16 protein-coding genes are annotated in these 20,792 nt (G+C 65.8%); 8 read left to right on the forward strand and 8 right to left on the reverse strand.

Features of this window, described 5'->3' with window-relative positions; genetic code table 11:
* The first annotated feature begins 72 nt into the window (after window positions 1-72).
* The 3 genes from AC3WUF_RS13350 (at window position 73) to AC3WUF_RS13360 (ending at window position 3,672) form a co-directional block, all read left to right on the forward strand.
* Window positions 73-1,503 carry an aldehyde dehydrogenase family protein gene (locus tag AC3WUF_RS13350; RefSeq protein ID WP_492426345.1) on the forward strand — a complete coding sequence of 477 codons (1,431 nt, stop codon included), beginning with the start codon at window positions 73-75 and terminating at the stop codon, window positions 1,501-1,503.
* A gap of 158 nt (window positions 1,504-1,661) precedes the next feature.
* Window positions 1,662-2,588: an SDR family NAD(P)-dependent oxidoreductase gene (locus AC3WUF_RS13355; protein WP_492426347.1), complete on the forward strand. Its 927-nt coding sequence runs from the start codon at window positions 1,662-1,664 to the stop codon at window positions 2,586-2,588.
* Window positions 2,589-2,790: 202 nt separating this feature from the next.
* Window positions 2,791-3,672, forward strand: a complete 882-nt coding sequence (locus AC3WUF_RS13360) for an alpha/beta fold hydrolase (protein WP_492426349.1) — start codon at window positions 2,791-2,793, stop codon at window positions 3,670-3,672.
* A 68-nt stretch (window positions 3,673-3,740) separates the two neighbouring features.
* Here AC3WUF_RS13360 and AC3WUF_RS13365 read toward each other — a convergent pair whose 3' ends face one another.
* Together AC3WUF_RS13365 and AC3WUF_RS13370 are read right to left on the reverse strand one after the other, a co-directional pair.
* A complete protein-coding gene (locus AC3WUF_RS13365; RefSeq protein WP_492426351.1) occupies window positions 3,741-4,271 on the reverse strand; it encodes an REP-associated tyrosine transposase in 531 nt (176 codons plus the stop codon).
* A gap of 96 nt (window positions 4,272-4,367) precedes the next feature.
* Window positions 4,368-5,975 carry a fatty acyl-CoA synthetase gene (locus tag AC3WUF_RS13370; protein ID WP_492426353.1) on the reverse strand — a complete coding sequence of 536 codons (1,608 nt, stop codon included), beginning with the start codon at window positions 5,973-5,975 and terminating at the stop codon, window positions 4,368-4,370.
* A gap of 186 nt (window positions 5,976-6,161) precedes the next feature.
* Between AC3WUF_RS13370 and AC3WUF_RS13375 the strand changes: the two genes are divergently transcribed.
* The 4 genes from AC3WUF_RS13375 to AC3WUF_RS13390 all read left to right on the forward strand — a co-directional run bounded on the left by AC3WUF_RS13375 (window position 6,162) and on the right by AC3WUF_RS13390 (window position 10,534).
* Window positions 6,162-7,664: a WS/DGAT/MGAT family O-acyltransferase gene (locus AC3WUF_RS13375; protein ID WP_492426355.1), complete on the forward strand. Its 1,503-nt coding sequence runs from the start codon at window positions 6,162-6,164 to the stop codon at window positions 7,662-7,664.
* A complete protein-coding gene (locus AC3WUF_RS13380; protein ID WP_492426357.1) occupies window positions 7,661-8,593 on the forward strand; it encodes an oxidoreductase in 933 nt (310 codons plus the stop codon). The genes AC3WUF_RS13375 and AC3WUF_RS13380 overlap by 4 nt, the downstream gene beginning before the upstream one ends.
* A gap of 1 nt (window position 8,594) precedes the next feature.
* Entirely contained in the window at window positions 8,595-9,659 is a 1,065-nt protein-coding gene (locus AC3WUF_RS13385; protein ID WP_492426359.1) for a phosphotransferase, read from the forward strand.
* 113 nt (window positions 9,660-9,772) lie between these two features.
* The gene (locus tag AC3WUF_RS13390) at window positions 9,773-10,534 is read left to right on the forward strand and encodes a hypothetical protein (RefSeq protein WP_492426361.1); all 762 of its coding nucleotides are present in this window, start codon (window positions 9,773-9,775) and stop codon (window positions 10,532-10,534) included.
* An 85-nt stretch (window positions 10,535-10,619) separates the two neighbouring features.
* On the opposite strand, the gene AC3WUF_RS13395 is transcribed toward AC3WUF_RS13390, so the two are convergent.
* Together AC3WUF_RS13395 and roxB are read right to left on the reverse strand one after the other, a co-directional pair.
* Entirely contained in the window at window positions 10,620-11,759 is a 1,140-nt protein-coding gene (locus AC3WUF_RS13395; RefSeq protein WP_492426363.1) for an acyl-CoA dehydrogenase family protein, read from the reverse strand.
* Between the two features lie 50 nt (window positions 11,760-11,809).
* Window positions 11,810-14,215: a rubber dioxygenase RoxB gene (gene roxB / locus AC3WUF_RS13400; RefSeq protein WP_492426365.1), complete on the reverse strand. Its 2,406-nt coding sequence runs from the start codon at window positions 14,213-14,215 to the stop codon at window positions 11,810-11,812.
* A gap of 124 nt (window positions 14,216-14,339) precedes the next feature.
* Here roxB and AC3WUF_RS13405 point away from each other — a divergent pair, with 124 nt between their 5' ends.
* A complete protein-coding gene (locus tag AC3WUF_RS13405; RefSeq protein WP_492426367.1) occupies window positions 14,340-15,032 on the forward strand; it encodes a TetR/AcrR family transcriptional regulator in 693 nt (230 codons plus the stop codon).
* Here AC3WUF_RS13405 and AC3WUF_RS13410 read toward each other — a convergent pair.
* The 4 genes from AC3WUF_RS13410 to AC3WUF_RS13425 all read right to left on the reverse strand — a co-directional run bounded on the left by AC3WUF_RS13410 (window position 15,029) and on the right by AC3WUF_RS13425 (window position 20,718).
* Window positions 15,029-17,536 carry a TonB-dependent receptor gene (locus AC3WUF_RS13410; RefSeq protein WP_492426369.1) on the reverse strand — a complete coding sequence of 836 codons (2,508 nt, stop codon included), beginning with the start codon at window positions 17,534-17,536 and terminating at the stop codon, window positions 15,029-15,031. The genes AC3WUF_RS13405 and AC3WUF_RS13410 overlap by 4 nt on opposite strands.
* A gap of 162 nt (window positions 17,537-17,698) precedes the next feature.
* Window positions 17,699-18,469, reverse strand: coding sequence for an enoyl-CoA hydratase/isomerase family protein (locus AC3WUF_RS13415; RefSeq protein WP_492426371.1), 771 nt, complete (start codon window positions 18,467-18,469; stop codon window positions 17,699-17,701).
* A gap of 90 nt (window positions 18,470-18,559) precedes the next feature.
* Entirely contained in the window at window positions 18,560-19,831 is a 1,272-nt protein-coding gene (locus AC3WUF_RS13420; RefSeq protein ID WP_492426373.1) for an acetyl-CoA hydrolase/transferase family protein, read from the reverse strand.
* On the reverse strand, window positions 19,828-20,718 hold the full coding sequence (locus AC3WUF_RS13425; protein ID WP_492426375.1) for an HpcH/HpaI aldolase/citrate lyase family protein: 891 nt from the start codon (window positions 20,716-20,718) through the stop codon (window positions 19,828-19,830). Before AC3WUF_RS13425 ends, AC3WUF_RS13420 begins: the two co-directional genes overlap by 4 nt.
* Between the last annotated feature and the right edge of the window lie 74 nt (window positions 20,719-20,792).

The raw sequence follows: 20,792 nt of genomic DNA on the forward strand, positions 1-20,792 counted from the left end.
ACCTGCAAAGCCCCCTCTCCCCTAACCCCTCTCCCACAAGGGGAGAGGGGAACAAAAGGACAAGGAGAACCCATGCGCAGCTATCTGAAGTTCTACATCAACGGCCAGTGGGTAGCCCCAACAACGCCGAAGACCGCCGACGTCATCAACCCGGCGACAGAGCAGGTTTCGGGGCAGATCTCGCTGGGCAGCGAGGCGGACGTCGAAAAGGCCGTGCAGGCTGCGCACAAGGCGTTCCCGAAGTGGTCGCAGACGACGCGCGAGCAGCGTCTTGCGCTGCTGCAGGCGATTCAAGCCGAGTATGCAAAGCGCGAGAAGGAAATCGGCGAGGCGATCACCGAGGAGATGGGCGCGCCGGCCGCACTCGGCGGCGGCTTCCACATCGGCCTGGGTGCCGGCCATATCGCGACGGCGATCGAGGTGCTGAAGCATTTCCCGTTCGAGGAACGCCGCGGTTCGACGATCTTCGCCAAGGACCCGATCGGTGTCTGCGCGCTGATCACACCGTGGAACTGGCCGATGAACCAGATCACGGTCAAGGTGCTGCCGGCGCTGGCGACCGGCAACACGATGGTGCTCAAGCCGCCGCAGCTCGCGCCCTACTCCGCGCAGATCTTCGCCGAGGTGCTGCATGCCGCCGGCGTGCCGGCCGGCGTATTCAACATGCTGCAGGGCAGCGGTTCGGTGATCGGCGCGGCGCTGTCGAAGCATCCGCTCGTTGATCTGGTCTCGATCACCGGCTCCGAAGCGGTCGGCGTCGAGATCGCCAAGTCGGCGGCACCGACGGTCAAGCGCGTCTGCCAGGAACTCGGCGGCAAGAGTGCGTTCATCGTGCTCGACGACGCGAACTTTGCGGCGAATGTCGCCGGCGCGACCGGCGGCATGATGATCAACTCCGGGCAGACCTGCAGCGCCGGCTCGCGCCTGCTGGTGCCGAAGGCGCGCATGGCCGAAGCGATTGCGGCCGCGAAGGAAGCGGCGGCGGCTGTCACGGTCGGCGATCCGAACGGCAACTTTGCGATGGGCCCGGTCGTGTCGAAGAACCAGTACGTTGAGGTGCAGCGCTACATCGAAATCGGCATCCAGGAAGGCGCGACGCTGATCGCCGGCGGCCCCGGCCGCCCGGATGGCCTGACGAAGGGCTACTACTGCAAGCCGACCGTGTTCGCCAACGCGCGCAACGACATGAAGATCGCCCGAGAGGAAATCTTCGGACCGGTGCTCGTCATCATCGGCTACGACAACATCGATCACGCGATCGAGATCGCCAACGACTCCGACTTCGGCCTCGCCGGCTATGTCAACGGCGTCGATCCGGAGCAGTGCCGCAATGTCGCGCGGCGCCTGCGCACCGGCTGGGTGTCGATCAATGGCGGCTTCGACTTCATGGCGCCGTTCGGCGGCATCAAGCGCAGCGGCAATGGTCGTGAATGGGGCGAGCATGGTTTCCATGAGTATGTGGAGACGAAATCACTCATTGAGCCGGCACCGGTGGCTGCATAGATTCTCTGTTGACGTCTCCCAAAGTCCGTTCGCATCGAGTGCCGTGCGCGCAGCGCACGGTGTATCGAGATGCCGCAGCTGAAGCGCAGGTGTCTCGGACATCAATCATTCGACACGAACGGAGATTTGTTGGCACTCCCTGAATCGGAAACGACCCCATGACCGAACTCCGCTACGACAACCGCGTCGCCGTCATCACCGGCGCCGCCCGCGGTCTCGGGCGCGCCTACGCCGAACTGCTTGCTGCGCGCGGCGCCAAGGTCGTCATCAATGATCTGGGCGGCAGCCTGCAGGGCCACGGCAGCGATGCCAGTCCGGCGCAGGAAGCTGTCGACGCGATCAAGGCAGCCGGCGGCGATGCGGTCGCCAATACCGACTCGGTGGCGACCGAGGCCGGCGGCAAGGCGATCATCCAGTCCGCGCTCGATCACTACGGCCGCATCGACATCGTGATCCACAACGCCGGCAACGTCCGCCGCGGCCTGCTCAAGGAGCTCAGCTACGAGGACTTCAACGCGGTGCTCGACGTGCACCTGCGCGGCGCGTTCCATGTCGTGCGGCCGGCATTCCCGCACATGATCGCGGCCAACTACGGCCGCATCGTGCTGACCTCGTCGGTCAGCGGCATCTACGGCAACCAGACCGTCGCGAACTACGCGACCTCAAAGACCGGCATGATCGGCCTGTGCAATGTCGCGGCGCTCGAGGGCGCTGCGCACAACGTGCGCTGCAACGTCATCGCGCCCGGTGCAGTCACGCGCATGGCCGAAGGCCTCGACACCTCGCAGTACCCGCCGATGGGCCCGGAACTCGTCGCGCCAGTCGTCGGCTGGCTCGCGCACGAGTCCTGCTCGGTGACCGGTGAAATCCTCAGCTCGATGGCTGGCCGCGTATCGAAAATCTACATCGCTGAGACGCCGGGCGTGTATCAGCCATCCTGGACGGTCGAGCAGGTCGGTGAACAGATCACGGCGATCGGCGATCAGGCCGAACCCTGGATCTTCCCGCCGGTCCCCAGCGGCCAGATGAGCCATATCCTGCGCAGCTTCGAGATGGCCAAGAAAGGCGGCGCCGGCAAGCGCTGAAGGTCGTGTCTTGCGTAGCCCGGGTGCAAGCCGGGATCGACGAGCTCGGCCGGGCAAAGTGCCCGTGGTTCACCCGGGCTACTTCGAATACCTACCGTTCAAGCCAAAATTCCACGCGCTCATCGCGGAACATTTCCGTCAGCACGACTTTTGCGAGTCAATACAGCAGCACTTTCGCGCCACCACCCAGGGGCTGCAAACCATGAGCAAGGCGAGCGCCAACGCTCCGCGGATCGAGGACTACTACGTTCACGGTCCGTATCGGCTGTCTTACGAGGTTTACGGCCCGGACGACGGCGTTCCCATCATTCTGCTGCACGGCATCCTGCTGAACACCCACTGCAACCGCGATATCGCGGCGTGGCTATCGGACGAAGGCTATCGCGTCATTCTGCTCGACCTGCTCGGCCACGGCCGCAGCGACAAGCCGCTGAAAGCCGCCGAACACCGCGTGGATTTCTACTCCGAGCAGGTGCTGGGCCTGATGGATCACCTCGGCATCGAACGCGCAATCCTCGGTGGCCTGTCGCTCGGCGCGATCACCGCGCTGACGGTGGCCTGCCACGCCCCGCATCGCGTGCGTGCCCTGCTGCTGGAAATGCCGGTTGCTGAAAGCGGCGTGCCGGTCGCCGCGCTGACACTGGTGCCGCTGATGCTGCTGGTGCATTACGCGCGCCCGGCCTGGCGCCTGCTGGCGCGGGCGCTGCGGCGCATTCCGGACACGCCCTACGCGCTACTCAACAGCGCGATCCACGCTGGCGCCGTCGAACCCGAAGTCATCCGCGCCATCCTGCACGGCGTGCTCGTCGGCCCGATCGTGCCTTCGGTACGCCGCCGTCAGCATGTCCACCAGCCGGCGCTGGTGATCGGCCACGCGGGCGATCCTCTCCACGCGCTCGCAGACGCCAAGGCCTTGCGCCGGCACCTGCCGAATGCGGAGGTCATGATCGCGCGCTCGATCCTGGAACTGCGCACGCGGCCGGAACGCCTGCGGCCACGCATTCTCGACTTCCTGCACGAAGCCGTGGCGAGCACCGAGAAGGCGCCGCGTCCGGGCAAGCTGGCATTGGCTTCGGCACGCTGAGCGATGGGCTTATCAGCCCATCCTACGTAGATCTTCAGACCCGTAGGATGGGCCGCAAGGCCCATCGCTCAGTCCAAATCCAGCGAGCGGATCTCCGCGCTCGCACCCCAGTCCACCGGATAAAGATTCCGTTCGACGTAGCGATGAAAGGAGCTATGCGGCCACGCGACGGGGCTGGCCACGTGGCCATGCTTCACCGGGTTGTAATGGACGTATTCGACATGCCGGCGCAAATCGTCTTCATCGCGGATGAGATGCTCCCAGTACCGTCGCTGCCAGATGCCGCGCTCGCGCTTGCTGATGCGACTCGCGCTGCGCGGCTCATCGGTCTGCAATCCGCGCGAGAAATGACCCTTGATCAGATTCCAGCGCTTGGGATAGTCGATATCGGATTCAGGCAGGCGCCAGATCATGTGGAGGTGGTCGGGCAGAACGACCGCTGCGACGATGTCGAAAGGGTGCGCCAATTGGACCCGGCGAACCGCTTCACGCAATTTCCCAATCTCGCGCATCAGTAGATTGTTATTCCGGCGTTGCACCAGATTCACTGTGAAGAAGTAACTCCCGCCGGGAGTGAAAGCTCGGCGATATTCGGTCATTGGCTGACTCTTGGACGATGGGCTTCGCGATGCTCAGCCCATCCTACGCCCAACAAAGCACTCCGTAGGATGGGCTGAGAAGCCCATCAACGAGGCCTATCCCAATCCCTGACCCCGATCTGAGAACCGGTCGCGCAACTCGCGCTTCAGAATCTTGCCGCTCGCGTTCTTCGGCAGCGCGTCGACGACCTCGACGAGCTTCGGCGCCTTGTAGCCGGCCATGCGTTCGCGGCAGTGCGCGACGATGTCCTCGGCCTTCAAGGGCTGCCCGGGGCGGGCGACGACGACGGCCATCACCGCCTCGATCCACTTCGGATGCGGCACGCCGAACACGGCGACTTCCGACACCGCCGGATGCGTGAAGATCATCTCTTCGACTTCGCGGCTCGCGACGTTCTCGCCGCCGGTCTTGATCATGTCTTTCTTGCGATCGACGATGGCCAGATAGCCCTCGTCGTCGATGACGCCGAGATCGCCGCTGTGGAACCAGCCGTTGCGGAAGGCTTCGGCGGTCTTCTCCGGATTCTTCCAGTAGCCGAGCGTGACATGCGGGCCGCGATGGACGACTTCGCCGACGGTGCCGGGCGGCACCGGATGGTCGTCGTCGTCGACGACGCGGGTCTCGACGTTGATCGCCGGCCGTCCTGCGGAGCCGAGCTTGCGCAGCTGGTCCTCGGGCCGCAGTACCGTCGCGACCGGCGACATCTCGGTCTGGCCGTAGAAGTTGAACAGGCGCAGCTGCGGCAGGCGCCGGCTGATTTCCTTGATGACCTCGACCGGCATGATCGACGCGCCGTAGTAACCCTTCTTCAGCGACGACAGGTCGGTGTTGTCGAAATCCGGATGTCGCAGCAGCGCGATCCAGATCGTCGGCGGGCAGAACAGCTTGGTCACGCCTTCGGCCGCGATGGCCTTCAACAGCGCGCCGGCGTCCGGCCCGGGCAGGATGATCGACGTCGCGCCCAGGTACAGATCCGGCGTCAGGAAGGCATCGAGCTGCGCGCAATGGAACAGCGGCAGCGAATGGACTTCGATGTCCTCGCTCGTCATCTCGCCGTCGGCGATGCAGCTCGTGTAGTGCGCGTAGAGATTGCGCGCCGACAGCATCGCGCCCTTGGGGCGCGATTCGGTGCCGCTGGTGTACAGCAGCTGCGCCGGCGCATCGTCGTCGATCAGTACATCCGGTGCCGTGGCGTCGGCATGCTGCATCCAGTCCTGCACTCGTTCCCAATCCTTCGGTACGACATCGCCCTTGTCGTCGATCGCGCCGCGCAGCTTGCAGCGGATGCCTGACTCCGCAATCGCCGCGGCGGCAACGCCGACCAGCGCATCCTCGGCCACCACGCCGCTGACCTCGGCATTGCCGAGGATGAAGGCAACCTCCGTTGCGTTGAGCATGAAGTTGATCGGCACGACGACCGCGCCGAGGCGTGCCAGCGCGAAGCGCACGACGACGAACGCATGGTTATTGCGCGACAGCAGCGCGATGTGATCGCCCTTGCCGACGCCGCGCGCGGCCAGCGCGTTGGCGGCGCGATTGACCGTCTCGTCCAGCTCGGCGTAGGTCTGCCGCAGCTCACGGTAGACCAGCGCCGTCTTGCGCGGAAAGCGCGCCGCGCTGCGATGCAGCATGTCGGCCAGGCGATAGCTGCGCGCACTGGCAACCAGTGCGGCCAGCGCGGGATCGACGGACTGGGAACTCATGGGGGGAACTCCTGGGAAAATGTCGGCGTCTGCGGCGGATTCTAGCGCCAGGCAACGCAGTGCCCGGACCCTGCATCTGCGGAACAGCCTGACAGCGTTGGCAGACAACGCCGGAGCGCTCGGCACGGGCGATTCTCGACGATGATCAATCCGTAGAAAAAGCGAGTGAAACTCCAGGCTCCATCGATGAAAAAGCTCTCTCTGGTCGACGATACCTTCCTGCGCCTCGAAAGCCGCCGGCAGCCGCTGCACATCGGCATGCTGATGCTGTTCGAGCCGCCGGCCGATGCGCCGGCCGACTTCGCCGCGAAGCTGGCCGAACGCCTGCGCCAGTCGACGCAGGCGACGGCACCGTTCAACCAGCTGCTGGTGCGCCGCCGCGGCCTGCACTATTGGCAGGAAGACGGCGACTTCGATCTCGCCCATCACTTCGTCCACATGTCGCTGCCCAGGCCCGGCCGCATCCGCGAGCTGCTGGCGATGGTGTCGCGCGTGCACTCGGGGCATGTCGATCGCGCGTACCCGCTGTGGCGCATGTACCTGATCGAGGGCATCGAGGACGGCCGCATCGCGGTGTACCTCAAGGTGCATCACTCGCTGGTCGACGGCGTTGCCGGCATCCGCATGCTGACGCAGTCGATGTCGAGTGACCGCGCGACATCGGCGACCATGCCGCCGCCCTGGGAGATCGGGGCGAAGCGCGCCTCCGGCCAGGCGCTGCCGGTGCCGGCACCGGCGGCCGATGGCTTCAATGCGCTGCGCGCCCTCGCCCGCGAAGGCCTGCAGTCGGCCATGCCGGTGATCCGCCAGGTGCGCGAGACGCTGCGCGAGTTCCGCCGCGGCGACGGCGACGTCGCGCTCGCCGGCCAGGCGCCGCGCTGCCTGCTCAACAGCAAGGTCAGCGCAACCCGGCGCTTCGCCGCGCAGCAGTACTCGACGCCGCGCATGCGTGCGGTCGCGACCGCGTGCGGGGCGACGCTCAACGATGTCGTCCTTGCGATGTGCGGCGGCGCGCTGCGGCGCTACCTGACCGCCTTCGGCGAATTGCCGAACCGGCCGCTGATCGCCGGCGTGCCGGTGTCGATCCGCCGCGACAACACCAAGTTCGGCAACGAGGTCGCGTTCACGATCGCCCATCTCGGTACCCACATCGACGATCCGCTCGAACGCCTGCAGGCGATCAAGCGCTGCATGGACAAGAACAAGGAGCGCATCCGCCAATTCTCTCCAGCGCAGGTCATGGCCTATGCGGCGCTTATGCTGATGCCGGGCGCGCTCAACAAGCTGGTCGGCCGTGGCGCCGGCAACGCCTTCGGCAGCGTCGTCGTCTCGCACGTGCCGGGACCGCGCGAAGACCTCTACTGGCAAGGCGCGCGACTGACCGGCCTCTACCCGGCCTCGCTGCTGTTCGATACGCTCGCGCTCAATATCACGATCGTCAGCCGCCACGATTTCGTCGACTTCGGCCTCATCGCCTGCCGCAAGTCGGTGCCGCAGGTGCAGCGCCTGCTGGAGCATCTGGAGGACGAACTGGTCGCGCTCGAAGCGGCCGCCGGCATCGTCGCACCGAAGCCGGCACCGAAGCCGAAGGCGTCATCCAAGAAATCACCCAAGTCATCACCGAAGCCGCGCGCGAAGCCGGCCGGATCGTCCAAACCCAAAAAGAAGAAAACCGGAGCCCGCGCATGATGGCGAACTGGACCACTGCGGATATCCCCTCGCAACGCGGCCGTGTCGCGATCGTGACCGGCGCCAACAGCGGCATCGGCCTCGAAACGACGGTCGCCCTCGCCGCCGCCGGTGCCCGCGTCATCATGGCCTGCCGCAATCCGGACAAGGCCGCCGCGGCACTGGCGCAGGTGCGTGCCCGCGCACCGCAGGGCGAGGTCTCGGTGCTTGCACTCGATCTGGCGAGCCAGGCCTCGGTGCGTGCCTTCGCGGACACCTTCCTGCGCGAACACGCGCGGCTCGATCTGCTGATCAACAACGCCGGCATTCTCGGCGCGCCGCTCGGCTACAGCGTCGATGGCTTCGAGAATCATATGGCGGCGAATCATTTCGGCCACTTTGCGCTGACCGGCCTGCTGATCGAGCGCGTGCTCGCGACACCGGGCGCGCGCATCATCACCGTCGGCAGCCTCGGCCACTGGCGCGGCAAGCTCGATCCCGATGATCTCGCGTACAAGCACACGCCGTACACGCCGTTCGCCGGCTACTGCAACAGCAAGCTCGCCAACCTGCTGTTCGTGTTCGAGCTGGCGCGGCGCCTGCAGGCGCGCGGCGCGGGCGTCGTCGCCGCCGCCGGACATCCGGGCGGCGCGGACACCAACATCCAGAAGAAGAAAGGTACGTTCCTCGAACGCATCCACGAGAAGACCATCGAGCCGCTCGCACGCAAGTTCGTCGTCAACACCGCCGCGGCCGGCGCCCTGCCGACGCTGTACGCGGCGACGATGCCGGACGTGCAGCAGAACGACTACTTCGGCCCAACCGGCTTCTTCGGCATGAAAGGCGGCCTCGGCAAGGCCGGCCGCCAGAAGCGCGCCAGCGACGCGCAGATCGCGCAGCGCCTGTGGGAACAGTCGGAGCAGCTGACCGGTGTGCGCTATCTCGACTGAGATGAGCGAGCGGATTCCGGCCAGCTGGGACGCCATCACGCCCGAGTGGCTGACGCAGGCGCTCGCTGCGCAGCATCCCGACGCCGTTGTCGGCGGAGTCAAGATTCTGATGCGCGACGACGGCACCAACCGGCGCCTGCGCGTGGGGCTTGAGTATGCGCGCGGCAGCGGACCGGCATCGCTGTTCCTCAAGGCCAACGAACCCGCGCATCGCGAGGTGCACCTGCGCAACGGCAACCTGTTCAACGAGGCGCAGCTGTTCTCGTCGGCGACGCCGCTCGCGGTGGATCATCCGCTCGTCTACAAGGCGATGGTCGATCGCGAAGGCGGCAACTTCCTGCTCGTCATGGAGGACCTCAACCAGCGCGATGCCGATCCGCGCGATGCAACGCGACCGATGAGCATCGAGCAGGTCGCCGATGGCCTGCGCGGTCTGGCGCGCCTGCACAGCCGCTACTGGGGCTTCTCCGGCCTGACCCATCCGTCGCTCGCCTGGGTGCAGACCTGGGCACCAACCGAGGGCTGGCAGGTCGGCCTGCGCAAGCGCATCCCGATCGGCATCGCGCGCAGCGCCGCCACGCTGCCGGCGGGCGTCGCACCGCTGGGCGCGGATGCCTTGCTGGCGCTGTGGACGCGCTACGTCGCGTCGCTGACTCAGGGCACCATGACCTTGCTGCATGGCGACGCCCACATCGGCAACAGCTACGTGTTGCCGGGCGACAGGGTCGGCTTCCTCGACTGGCAGGTCGTGCGCCGCGGCGACTGGTCGCAGGACGTTGGCTATTTCCTGGTCGGCGCCCTGACCGAAGCGGATCGCCGCCACGGCGAGCGCGATCTGCTCGAGGCTTATCGGCTGGCACTGGAACTGGATGCCGCCGAACGCCCTTCGCCGCAGGCCGTCTGGCAGCGCTACCGGACCACGCCGGCCTACGGACTGCCGATCTGGCTGTCGACGCTCGGCACCGATGGCTGGCAGCTGCCGGAAGTTTCGCAGGCGCTGGTGCAGCGCTATGCCTGCGCGTTCACCGAACTCGACACGCCAGCCGCGCTCGCCGGCACGCGCTGAGCGGCGACGCGGCTGCAGCGGAACCGGCGCCGGCCTGCCGGGCCCGCCATAACGGCACGCCCGTTGCATTGATAAGGCTGCCGCGCCCGCTGCCGGCTTCAATGCAATCCGCCATGCGCCAGTTTCGTCTGTTTTCCACCGCCGTCGTCCTCTGCGTCGCATCCGTCGCCGCGCAGGCCGCTACCTACGTCGAGCTGTACCAGCAGGTGCCGGTGCCGCCGACCGACCTCGCCAGCGCCCGCAGTGCCGCGGCGGACGGCAAGATCACCGCGCCCGACCTGCTGGCGTTCCGGCAGGCGCTGGAGAGCGAGAAGGCCGCGATCGCTGCACTAAATGGGGGCGCCTACCCTGAGTTCAGCGACGAGGTGCCGCCGATGCCGGCCGCCGATGCGCCGGAAGTCATTTCCGCCGCGCGGGCTTTCGCGAGCTATCTGAACTTCAATTCCGGCGACAAGACGCCGGTCAAGGCCATGGCCAAGCGCACCCGCTGGGTGATGCGCGCCAAGGGCCAGCAGCACAGCGCCCTCGCCAAGACCGGCGCGCAGGGGCCGGACTTCGAGGCCAAGCGCGATCGCCTGATCAACGAGGAGCTGGTGCTGTGGGACGCGCTGTACAAGGACTGGAAAACCACGCGCTCGCCGCTGGTCGGCACCGCGCAGCCCTTGCTGACCGCCACCGATCTCGGCGCCAAGGCGCAAAGCGCCGAAGGCAAGACCATCATCGCGCGCTACCGTGCGGCGATGCTGCAGGAAGTCGAGCTGCTGTTCTCGCTGACCGAGCTTTCGGTGCTGCGCACCGATGCCTTCTCGCGCAATGCCGGCGACAGCATGCCGGATGCGCTCAGCGGCGCGACGAAGAAGTCGAAGTCGCCCTGACGGCGCGCACGACGCGCAGCCGGCACCGGAATTCGGCTAGGCCTGTTAACGCTATTCGGGTCGACCCGAATAGCGTTAACAGGCCCTAGTCGAGAATCGACCGCGCGATGATCTCCTTCATGATCTCCGACGTGCCGGCGAAGATGCGATTGATGCGCTCGTCCTGATACATGCGGCAGATCGGGTATTCGTCCATGTAGCCGGCGCCGCCGTGCAGCTGGACCCCCTCGTCGACCGCGCGTCCGTAGACTTCACTGCAGAACAGCTTGGCGCGCGCCGCATCCTCGGCGCTGAGCTTGCCTTCGTTATGGACCTCGACGCAGCGGTCGACGAAGGCCTGCGCGACTTCGATCTCGGCATCCAGCGCAGCGAGCTTGAAGCGGGTGTTCTGCATCTTCGACAACGGCTTGCCGAAGACCTTGCGATTGCGGACGAACTCGCGCGTCGTGTCGACGGCGAGACGCGCAGCGACGACATTGCCGGCCGCCGACAGCAGGCGCTCCTCGGCCAGCGCGTGCATCAGATGATAGAAGCCGCGATTCGCCTGGCCGAGCACATTGGCCTTGGGCACTTTCACATCATTGAAGAACAGCTCCGCGGTGTCCTGCGACTTGAGGCCCATCTTCTTCAGGTTGCGGCCGCGTTCGAAGCCCGGCATGCCGCGCTCGACGAGGAACAGCGTCACTGCGTGCGGATTGTCAGGCGCGGTGCGTGCCGCAACGATGACCAGATCACACAGAATGCCGTTGGAGATATAGGTCTTGGCACCATTGAGCAGCCAGTGGTCGCCATGATCCTCGGCATGACTCTTCATGCCGGCCAGGTCAGAGCCGGCGTCGGGCTCGGTCATCGCGACGGCGAGAATGCATTCGCCGCTGATGATCTTCGGGAAGAAGCGCTGCTTCTGCTCTTCGGTGCCGAAGGTGCCAAGGTAAGGCGCGATCAGGCGGCTGTGCACGGTCATGAAGAAGCCGGCATCGCCGTGCACCGCGTTCTCCTCGATGAGGATCTGCTCGTAGCGGAAATCCTTGATGCCGAGGCCACCGTACTGCTCGTCGGCCCACATGCACAGGTAACCCGCGGCACCGGCTTTCAGGAAGGCCTCGCGATCGACGATGCCGGCTTCACGCCAGCGCTCGGCATGCGGGCGTATCTCGGTCTGGAAGAACTTGCGCGCGCTGTCGCGGAACATTTCCATTTCCGGCGTCAAAGGCTGGCGTTGCATGCAGCAGATCCCCTGGTTGATTCGCGAAAGTCTTCGAAGGCGCAGCGCGCCTACAGTGTCTTGAGGTATTCGATCAGCGCCCGACGCTCGATGTCGGTCAACACGGCGGCGAAATCGTGGCCGCCGTTGCCCTGGCTGTACAGGTACGTGTTGTAGATCTTGCGATCCTCGACTTTCTGGTTGCCGACTTCGAGGAAGATGGGCAGTTGCCCGAGATTCCAGGCGAGCAGCACATTGCCATACAGCTCATGAAGGATCTGCTGCGTCAGCGGTGTCGCATCGCTGCCCGGCATGCAGTCGAGAAACGGCAGCGTGCCGGTGCCGCAGGCCAGCGTCTCGTACTTCCAGCCCATGCGCGCCTGGTCGTAAGCGCGTTCCAGACTGATGTCGTAACCCATCGCCACCTTGCCCTGCTGATCGGTGCGCGCCGGCGTTGACGCGCGACGCCAGAGCTTCGGCCGCGCCTCGGGCTTGAGCAGGCTCTCGACATCGGGCACCGAGCCGTTGTGCAGATACGGCGCCGTGGCCCAGACGCCGTACAGCGGCGGCGCGAGATAGCCGAGCGGACGCTCGCCGCGAATCTCGCTGCGATTCTGCGGGCCGCAGTCATTGTCGGTGCCGATCGTTTCTGAGTAACCGAGGAAACTCGTCGAGCCGTATTGATTGACAGCCTCGTTGTTGGTGTCGGCGCGACGGCGGTCGGTGCGGATGACCTCGTGCGGCGCGATATTGCTGGCCACACCTTCAAGCGCGGGATCGGCGAGATAGGTCGGATCGTTGACGTAACGCGGCGAGTAAGCGCCGTGGCAGCTCGCGCAAGAGCCGTTGCCGCCGCTCGGACGCGGCACCGGATTGTCGAGATTCGCCGCCCACAGATCCTTGCTGTGAAAAAGGATCGCGCCGCGTTCGGCCAGCGCCGTGTCCACCGGCAGCGGATACGCCGGCGACTTGAGCGAGAGGATCCACTTGTCGGCGTGCTGGCCGTACGCGCGAACCCAGTTCTCGCCGGCGGAGGCGCCAACAAAGCCATCCAGCGGCGTGTAGAAGATCAGGTCGACACGACTCGAGTCGGCGGCGAAATAGCCGTCCTGGAACTTCAGCGGTCGCGAGCCCATGTTCCACCACGACGGCGTATCGCCGGACGCGGTGGAGCCGGACATCAGCATGTCCAGCGTGTACTGGTCGATGCGCAGACCGGAGTCCTGGTTGGCGAGGAAGAACACATTGACGTCGCTGGCGTTGTTGGTCCCGCGGCTGGTCCCGAACAGCGCGAAGATCGCGCCGGCGGACAGACCGCTCTCGCCCAGCTCGCGCGACATCAGCGAGATGTCTTGCAGGTTGTTGCCCTGGCCGTAGTTGAAACCGCCGCCTTCGCCGGACAGGCCGGCGGCACTGCTGTGGCAGGCGTGGCAGGTGAAGCCGAAGCGGCCGGTCCATTCGCCGTTCGGTCCGCGCAGCTGGGTCACGAAGGCCGGCAGCTGTCCGCTGCCGCCATCGGTCCGGTTCGGATCTTCGCCAGGCAGCGGATAGGGGTTGCGCCCCGGCGCGATCGGCATGCCGTAGCGCTCCGCAACCAGCTGGTCGAAATTGTCCGGCCGCTCGCTGAGGCCCCACAGACGCCACAGGCGGTTGTAGGCATCCAGAGAGCGCTGCAGGAATCGCGCATCGTGATCGGCGCCCGCGAAGAACGTGCCGGACTTGGGGCCGCCGTTGCCGCGCATCAAGTCCTCGCCGATCTGCCAGCTGGCACGCAGCTCGCCGCAGGTTTTCGGTTGCGCCGATTCGCCAACCAGCTCGGGGTCGGCATGACAGTCAACCCACCAGGCGTTGTAGTGCACGGCCTTGCCGTCGCTGACCCCAGGCCGGACCAGCGAGCGCGGATCGGCCGGCAGGGGCGCCGCATCATCGCGGCCGTCGCAGTAGTCGAACCACCGATGACCGCCGTGCCTGCTGCCGAGCAACGGGTATTCGGCGGCAACCGGTCCACCGCCGAGTCCTCCGAGCAGCGCCGCGCATTGGTCCGGCGTCGCGAAGCATTTCAGCAGCACGTCCATGTCGGCATAGGCCGCCGAGCCCTGTGGCCAGGGCGCGCCGCCGGAATGCGGCAGTTCCTGGCCGGAGGCCATCAGCAAGATGCGCGACACCGGCGCGTTGCCGCCCAGGCGCTCCCAGCTTGCACGCAGATTGTCGAGATCCTGCGCCTCGGCGCCGAGCATGAAGTTGCGTCCCTTCTCGACGTCGCCGACGCCGCCCGGCAGATGGCAGCTGCGGCAGAACGCCAGACGCGGCTGAACCCGCTCGTTGAACAAGGCCTGCATGCTGCCGACCTGCGCGGACCCGCCACCGGGCTGCGGTGCGGCACCGCTGCCGCTGTATTCGCCGGCGCAGGCGCCGAGCAACAGCGCGATTGCCATCGTCGCCATCTGGCGCAGCTGCTTTCCGGCGTGGGCGTTCATGCATCCTCCTCGCAGAAAAAAACCGGGCTTGGTTGTCGCATTGGCCGTGTCGGCTCTTGTCTTTGCACTATCCGAGTTAAATTGACATTTGTCAATTTACGATCCTGTATATATTCTGGGCACCATGGACGATGCCCTAGACCCGCAGGCGGTAGCACGCCAACCCACGCAGCAGCGCGCCAAGGAGCGCTTCAACAGCATCCTGCACGAAGCGGAAGTGCTGCTGATCGAAAATGGTCTGTCGGGTTTCTCGATTCCGGATCTTGCCGAGCGGCTGGGTTACACGCGCGGCAGCGTCTACGCTTATTTCCCGACGCCCTACGCGATCCTCAACGAGCTGGTGAAACGCTATCTCGTCGACCTTGAAGCCCTGTTCTATGCGCGCGCTGCCGAGTTGCGCGAACTGGACTGGCGCGAAGGCATCGCGCGCGTCGTCGAGCTTGCGGTCCGCTTCCACAACGCGAATCCTGCCGCGCGCCTGCTGATTCTCGGCGGCGCGGTGACCGACGACAGCTACCGTGCGCAGGAGCTGACCAACAAGCATCTCGGCGAACTCGGGCGCAAGGTCTGGTCGCCGTCCAAGTCCCTGCCCAAGGGGCCACCGGATGTGACGACGCTGTGCGTCGACATCGGCACCGCGGTATTTCGCCGTTCGTTCTTCGTGCATGGCGAAATCACGCCGGCCTATCGCGACGCCGCGATTGCGGCGATGACCGGCTTTCTTGCGCCCTACGTCGAATCCGACCTGCACAAGCTCACTGGCAAGGCGGTCGCGAAGGTCGGCAGCAAGAAAAAACCGGCGCCGCGCCGCGGCTAGAAATTCCAGATCAGCTGCAGGTAGTACGAGCGCGGCGGCGCCAGCGTCGGCTGCACGCCGAAATCGGTCGCGAAGAAGCCAGCGGTGTAGAACTCATCGGTGAGGTTGCGCGCGCCGACGGTCGCGCGCAGGTTCCAGCGTTCGTAGAGATAGCTCAACCGTGCGCCGAGCAGCCAGTACGCCTCCTGGGTCGATGCCTCGCGATTGCTGGCCTCGTAGAAGAACCTGTCCGTGTAGTACGCGTCGACGACCGCCTCCAGCGGTCCGCCGCCGACACCCCAGGTCTTGCCCAACGAGAATGTCGTCGTCAGCTTCGGCGTGCGGATCAGTTGGTTACCGCTGTAGTTCTCGTTGTTGACGAAGGTGCCGTTGGAGCTGAAGCCCGAGGCGCCGTCGAAGTCGAGGTACTCGCTGTCGAGATAGGCGGCGCCGCCGCTGAGCACCAGATCGTCGAAGGTGCCGGGAAACAGCTGCAGATAACCGTCGAAGTCGAAACCGGTGATGCGCGCGCGACCGGCGTTCTGGAAGCTGATGACGCCGCCGGCGAACAGCGAAAGGTAATAGGTCTGCAGATTTTCGACGTCGTAACGGAAAGCCGCCGCATTGAAACGCAGCAGGCCGTCGAAGGCGGTCGTCTTGATGCCCAGCTCGACGGCTTCGATCTCTTCCGGCGCCACATAGTCGGGGCGGTCGTAGATCGCCACCGTGTTGTAGGTCGCCGCCTTTACCGCCTGCTGCCAGGACAGGAACAGCAGCGTCTCGCCGGCACCCGGCCGCCATTGCAGCGAGACCTTCGGCGAGAAATCCTTCTGCGTGTCGCGCGACGGATAGGGATCGCCGTTGCTGTCGGTCGCGCGATCGCTGTTGTCGAACAACTGCGTCTGGCTGCCGTCCTGGTTCTCCAGGCCGACCGTCGATTCGACGATGAAACGATCTTCGACCTGATAGCGGCCACCGAGCGTCAGGTCCAGCTGATCGCTGAGCTTAAAAGTCGCCTGGCTGAATACCGCGCGCGAGTCGGTGCCGATCAGGCCGGTCAGGTTGATCGCGCCGGTCGGCGTTCCTTGCACGAGGTTCAGGATATTCACCAGCGGCTGAGGCAGGCGCAGTCCGGCAAGACGCCCTTCTTCCAGGTCGATGCCGCCGATGACAAAGTTCAGTTCGCCGAAACCGTTCGTCGAGCGGAAGTAATACGCACCGAGTATCCATTCCAGCCAGTCCGGTCCGGCCTCGCCGTTGGACAGCAGCTGCAGCTCCAGCGATTGCGCGTCGATGTACTGGCTCGGCGCATCGAAGGTCGAGACCGGCAGGCGCGAGCCATCGAAATCGCGCGTGCCGGCGGTGTCCATGCGCTGGTCGCTGCCGAGCAGCTTGATATCGAACCACGGCGCCTTGTAGGCGATGCTGCCGTAGTACACGCTGTTGTCGTCGGTCTCGGCATAGGGATAGGCGTCAACCGAGCCTTCGTAGCCAGGCTGCGGCTGGATGCCAATCGTGCGCCCCAGCGCGGAAGGATTCGCGGTGTAGGCCGCGCTGCCGGCCACTGACATCATCTTGAGCTTGACGGCCGCGATGCGCAGATCGAGGTTCTCCGTTGGCTGCGCGCGCAGCTTGAAGCGGTAGCCGGTCATGTCGTCGCCTTCGAGCGGCTCCTCGAGCGATCCACGCGTACCCTTGTAATACCCGTCGGAGCGGCTGGTCACGGCCGTGACGTTGAAAGCGACGCTGTTGCCCAGCGGCAGGTTGGCATAGGCACGAAACAGCTGGGTGTTAAAGCTGCCGATGTTCGCCATCAGCTCGCCCTGCATCTCCTCGGTCGTCGGCTCCTTGGTGTAGACCGCGATGGCGCCGCCAGTCGCATTGCGGCCGAACAAGGTGCCCTGCGGCCCCTTGAGGACCTCGATGCGGTCGACGGCGCCGAAGTTCTGCGCGAGGTTCGACGCGAACGGATAGTAGATGCCGTCGATATAGGTCGCGACGCTGGGGTCCGCCGCGATCGTCGCATCGGTGCCGATGCCGCGCAGGAAGGTCATCACGTAGCTGACCTGCGTCGTGACGTTCAGGCCGGGCGTTGCGCGCTGCAGATCGGACTGATCGTTGATGCCGAGCGCATCGAGCATCTTGCCGCTGAAGGCCTGCACCGAGATCGGCACATCCTGCAGGTTCTCTTCGCGCTTTTGCGCGGTGACGACAATCTCCTCGACGAGGCGGCTGCGCGACGCGGGCGCGCTGCGCACCTCGGCTGGGCCTGCGGCTGCCGGCAGCGCAATCGTTTCAAGAGGCCGCGGTTCCGCTGTCGGGCCGGTTGACGTCGAAGTCTCTGCAGGCGGCTGGGCATCCGTTGCTGACGGCACCGGTGTGGCGGCCGGCGCCGCGCTAGGTTCCGCCGGCGCTGCCGCCGGCTCGTCGGCGTACAGCCAGTCAAGATCGTCCTGCCCCAGCACCGGCAGCGGGCAACACACGGCAGCGAGAACTGATACGGCCGCGATGGCGGTCCTTCTCATCCCATCTTCTCCCCTGCATAGACATTCGCCTGGAGACTGCGTGGCTACGCACGCTCAGTCCTGACCCAGCTGGGCTGAGGGAGAAAATGGCCGTTTTTGTGACAATTGTCAATTTCGAGGGGGCTGCCCTTCCGCCCCGCACCGACAGGAAGCAATCCCCGCTCAGCGGCCTTTGAAATGGCCCGGCCGGCGCTCGGTCACCGCGCGAATGCCCTCGGCGAAATCCTCACTGGGTTGCAACAGCAACTGCTGACGATGCTCTTCGGCAATCGCCGCAGTGACTTGTTCGTGCATGCCAGCGCGCAAGGTCGCGCGCGTCGCCAGCAGGGCCAGCGGTGCGTTCTCGGCAATCTCGGCGGCAAACTGCAGCGCGACAGTTCGCAGGCTCTCTCTGCTCGCCATGCGGTCGTACAGGCCCCAGCCGGCGCATTGCTCGGCGCTGTAGCGCGTCGCTGTCATGAACATCTCGGCGGCGCGCGTCGGCCCCAGCAAACGCGGCAGCGTATGCGTCAGGCCAAAGCCCGGATGGAAACCCAGCTTCGTGAAGTTCGCGGCGAAGCGCGCGTCGGGCGACACGACGCGGAAATCGGCCGCGACAGCAAGACCCAGGCCGGCGCCGATCGCCGCACCCTGCACCGCCGCGACGATCGGCTTGCGCGACGCGTAGACGCGCAGCACCTGATCGTAGAACTCGCGCAGCGGATCGCTGCTCTCTGCGCCAAAGCCATTCGGTGACACCAGGTCGGCACCGGCGCAGAAGGTCTTGCCCTGCGCGGCGAGCACGATCGCGCGGACCTGCATGTCGCCATCGAGCTCGTGCAGATGATCGGCGATCAGGCGCATCAGGCCGATCGTCGCGTAGTTGTGCGGCGGGTTGCTGAACTGCAGCAGGGCCACGTGGCCCTGGATTTCGACATCGACCTGCTCTTTCATGAATCACCTTCCGACAATGTAGCCCGGGTGAAACCCGGGAAGCCTGCATTCCGAATGCTCAATGGCCCCGGATTGCGTCCGGGCTACGGCTCAGAACCCTCTGTGTTGTATCTCGTGCGCCGCCCGATCCAGCGTCTCGCGGAAATCCGGATGCGCAATCGCGATCAGGCGACGTGCACGCTCGGCAAGGGCCTGCCCCTTCAGCTCGGCGGCGCCGAATTCGGTGACGATGACATCGACCTCAGTGCGCGCCGTCGTCACCGGGCCGGACAGGCTCGTCACGATCTTGCTGAGCGTGCCGCCCTTTGCGGTCGCCGCCAGCGCGATGATCGAACGGCCGCCGCGCGAGCGCATGCCGGCGCGGACGAAGTCGACCTGCCCGCCGGTGCCGCCGAAGTACTGCGCACCGCTCTGCTCGGCATTGACCTGCCCGCTCAGATCGACCTCGAGCGCCGAGTTGATCGTGACGAGGCGCTCCAGCTGCGAGAGCACCGCGGCATCGTGTGTATAGGAGGTCGCGCACATGCGCATCGCCGGATTGCGGTGTGCCCATCGGTACAGACGCTGGGTGCCGATCAATGCGCCATTGATCGAGACGCCGGTGTCGATCTTCTTGCGCGCATTGGTGACAACGCCGGCTTCGACAAGATCGACGAGGCCATCGCCGAGCATGCCGGAGTGCACGCCGAGATCGCGGCGGTCGCGCAGCAGGCGCAGGATCGCATCGGGTACCGCACCGACGCCGGTCTGGATGACCGCGCCGTCTTCGATGTACGCGGCGGCGTACCGCGCGATGGCCTGGTCGGTGTCGCTGATCTTCGCCGCCGGCACTTCGACGAGCGGGCGCGAGACATGGATCGCGCAATCGATGCGCGATGCCGGCAGCGTTTCACCGTAGCTGAAAGGCACCTGGTCGTTGATCTCGGCGATGACGACGCGCGCCTTGCTCACCGCCGCCTGCACGAAATCGCTGATCAGGCCGAAGCTGTGATTGCCCTGCTCGTCGGCCGGGCTGAGCTGGACGAACGCGACGTCGCAGCCGATCAGACCCTGCTCGATGTACGGACCGATCTGGCCGACATGGCAGGGAATCACCGCGAGCTTGCCGGCCGCGGTCAGCGTGCGCAGCGTGCCGATCGCGCCCATGCTCGACAGGCGGATTTTCTCCGCCGCTTCGGGCGTCAGCAGCTTCGAGAAACTGGTCGCCGCGAACGCCGACAGCTCGCCGATGGCATCCGCCTGTTCGATCAGCTTTTCGATCAGCGTCGTCGGCTCTCCGCAGGCCTGGCCCCAGACGATGCGGTCGCCGCGCTTGAGGAAGCGGCCGAGATCGAGGCCGGCCGCGTCGGTGACGACGGTCATGCCTGGCCCGCGAGCTTCAGCAGCTGCTGTGCGCGCGCCAGATACGGCCGGTCGAGCATCGCGCCCTTGTAGCCGATCGTGCCGAGACCCGGATTGGCGGCGAACAGATCGACGATCTCCTGAGCCTGCGCGATCTCGTCGGCGCTCGGCTTGAACGCCTCGTTGATGACGTCGACCTGCGCCGGATGGATCGCCAGCATGCCGCGGAAGCCCGCGCGGCGGCACTGCTCGGCACGGCGGCGCAGGCCGTCGAGATCCTTGTAGTCGCCATGAATGGTATCCACCGCGGCGACGCGCGCGGCGGCGGCGCCAACCAGGCACAGGCTGCGCGCCAGCTCATAGGTGAAGCCGTAACTGCCGTCGGCGTTCTTGTTCTCGCTGGCGCCGAGCGCGTCGGCCAAATCCTCGGCGCCCCAGGTCATCGCGACCAGACGCGGCGCGCCGGCGTAGCTGCCGGTCGTCAGCATGCCTTCGGCGGTTTCGGTGACGAGCGGAAACACCCTGGTGCTGCCCGGCTCGATGCCGTTGGCCACTTCGAGTGCTGACAGATAGTGATCGAGCACGACCAGATCGGCGCCACTGCGCGTCTTCGGCACCATGATGCCGCCCGGCTTGCCCGGCATCACCGCAGCCAGATCGTGCAGCGCATGCTCGCCCTGCAGCGGATTGATGCGCACCCACAGCCGCGCGTGATCGCCGGCCTGCGCCTTGAGAAAGTTCTGCACGAGCGTGCGCGCCTTCGGCTTCTCGGCATCGGCAACCGCGTCCTCGAGATCGAACAGCGCGATGTCGGCGGCGCTGTCGGCCGCCTTCTGCATTTTCTTCTCGCTGTCGCCGGGGGCGAACAGCCAGGAACGGGCGGCGAAGAGTTCTTTGCTGTACGTCATCGATATTCTCGTTTTTCTCTACGTAGGCTGGGATGCAGCGAAAGCGGAATCCCAGCGGCTTGCGAGATCTGCTG

It is taken from the genome of Fontimonas sp. FW305-C-3 (assembly GCF_058783185.1).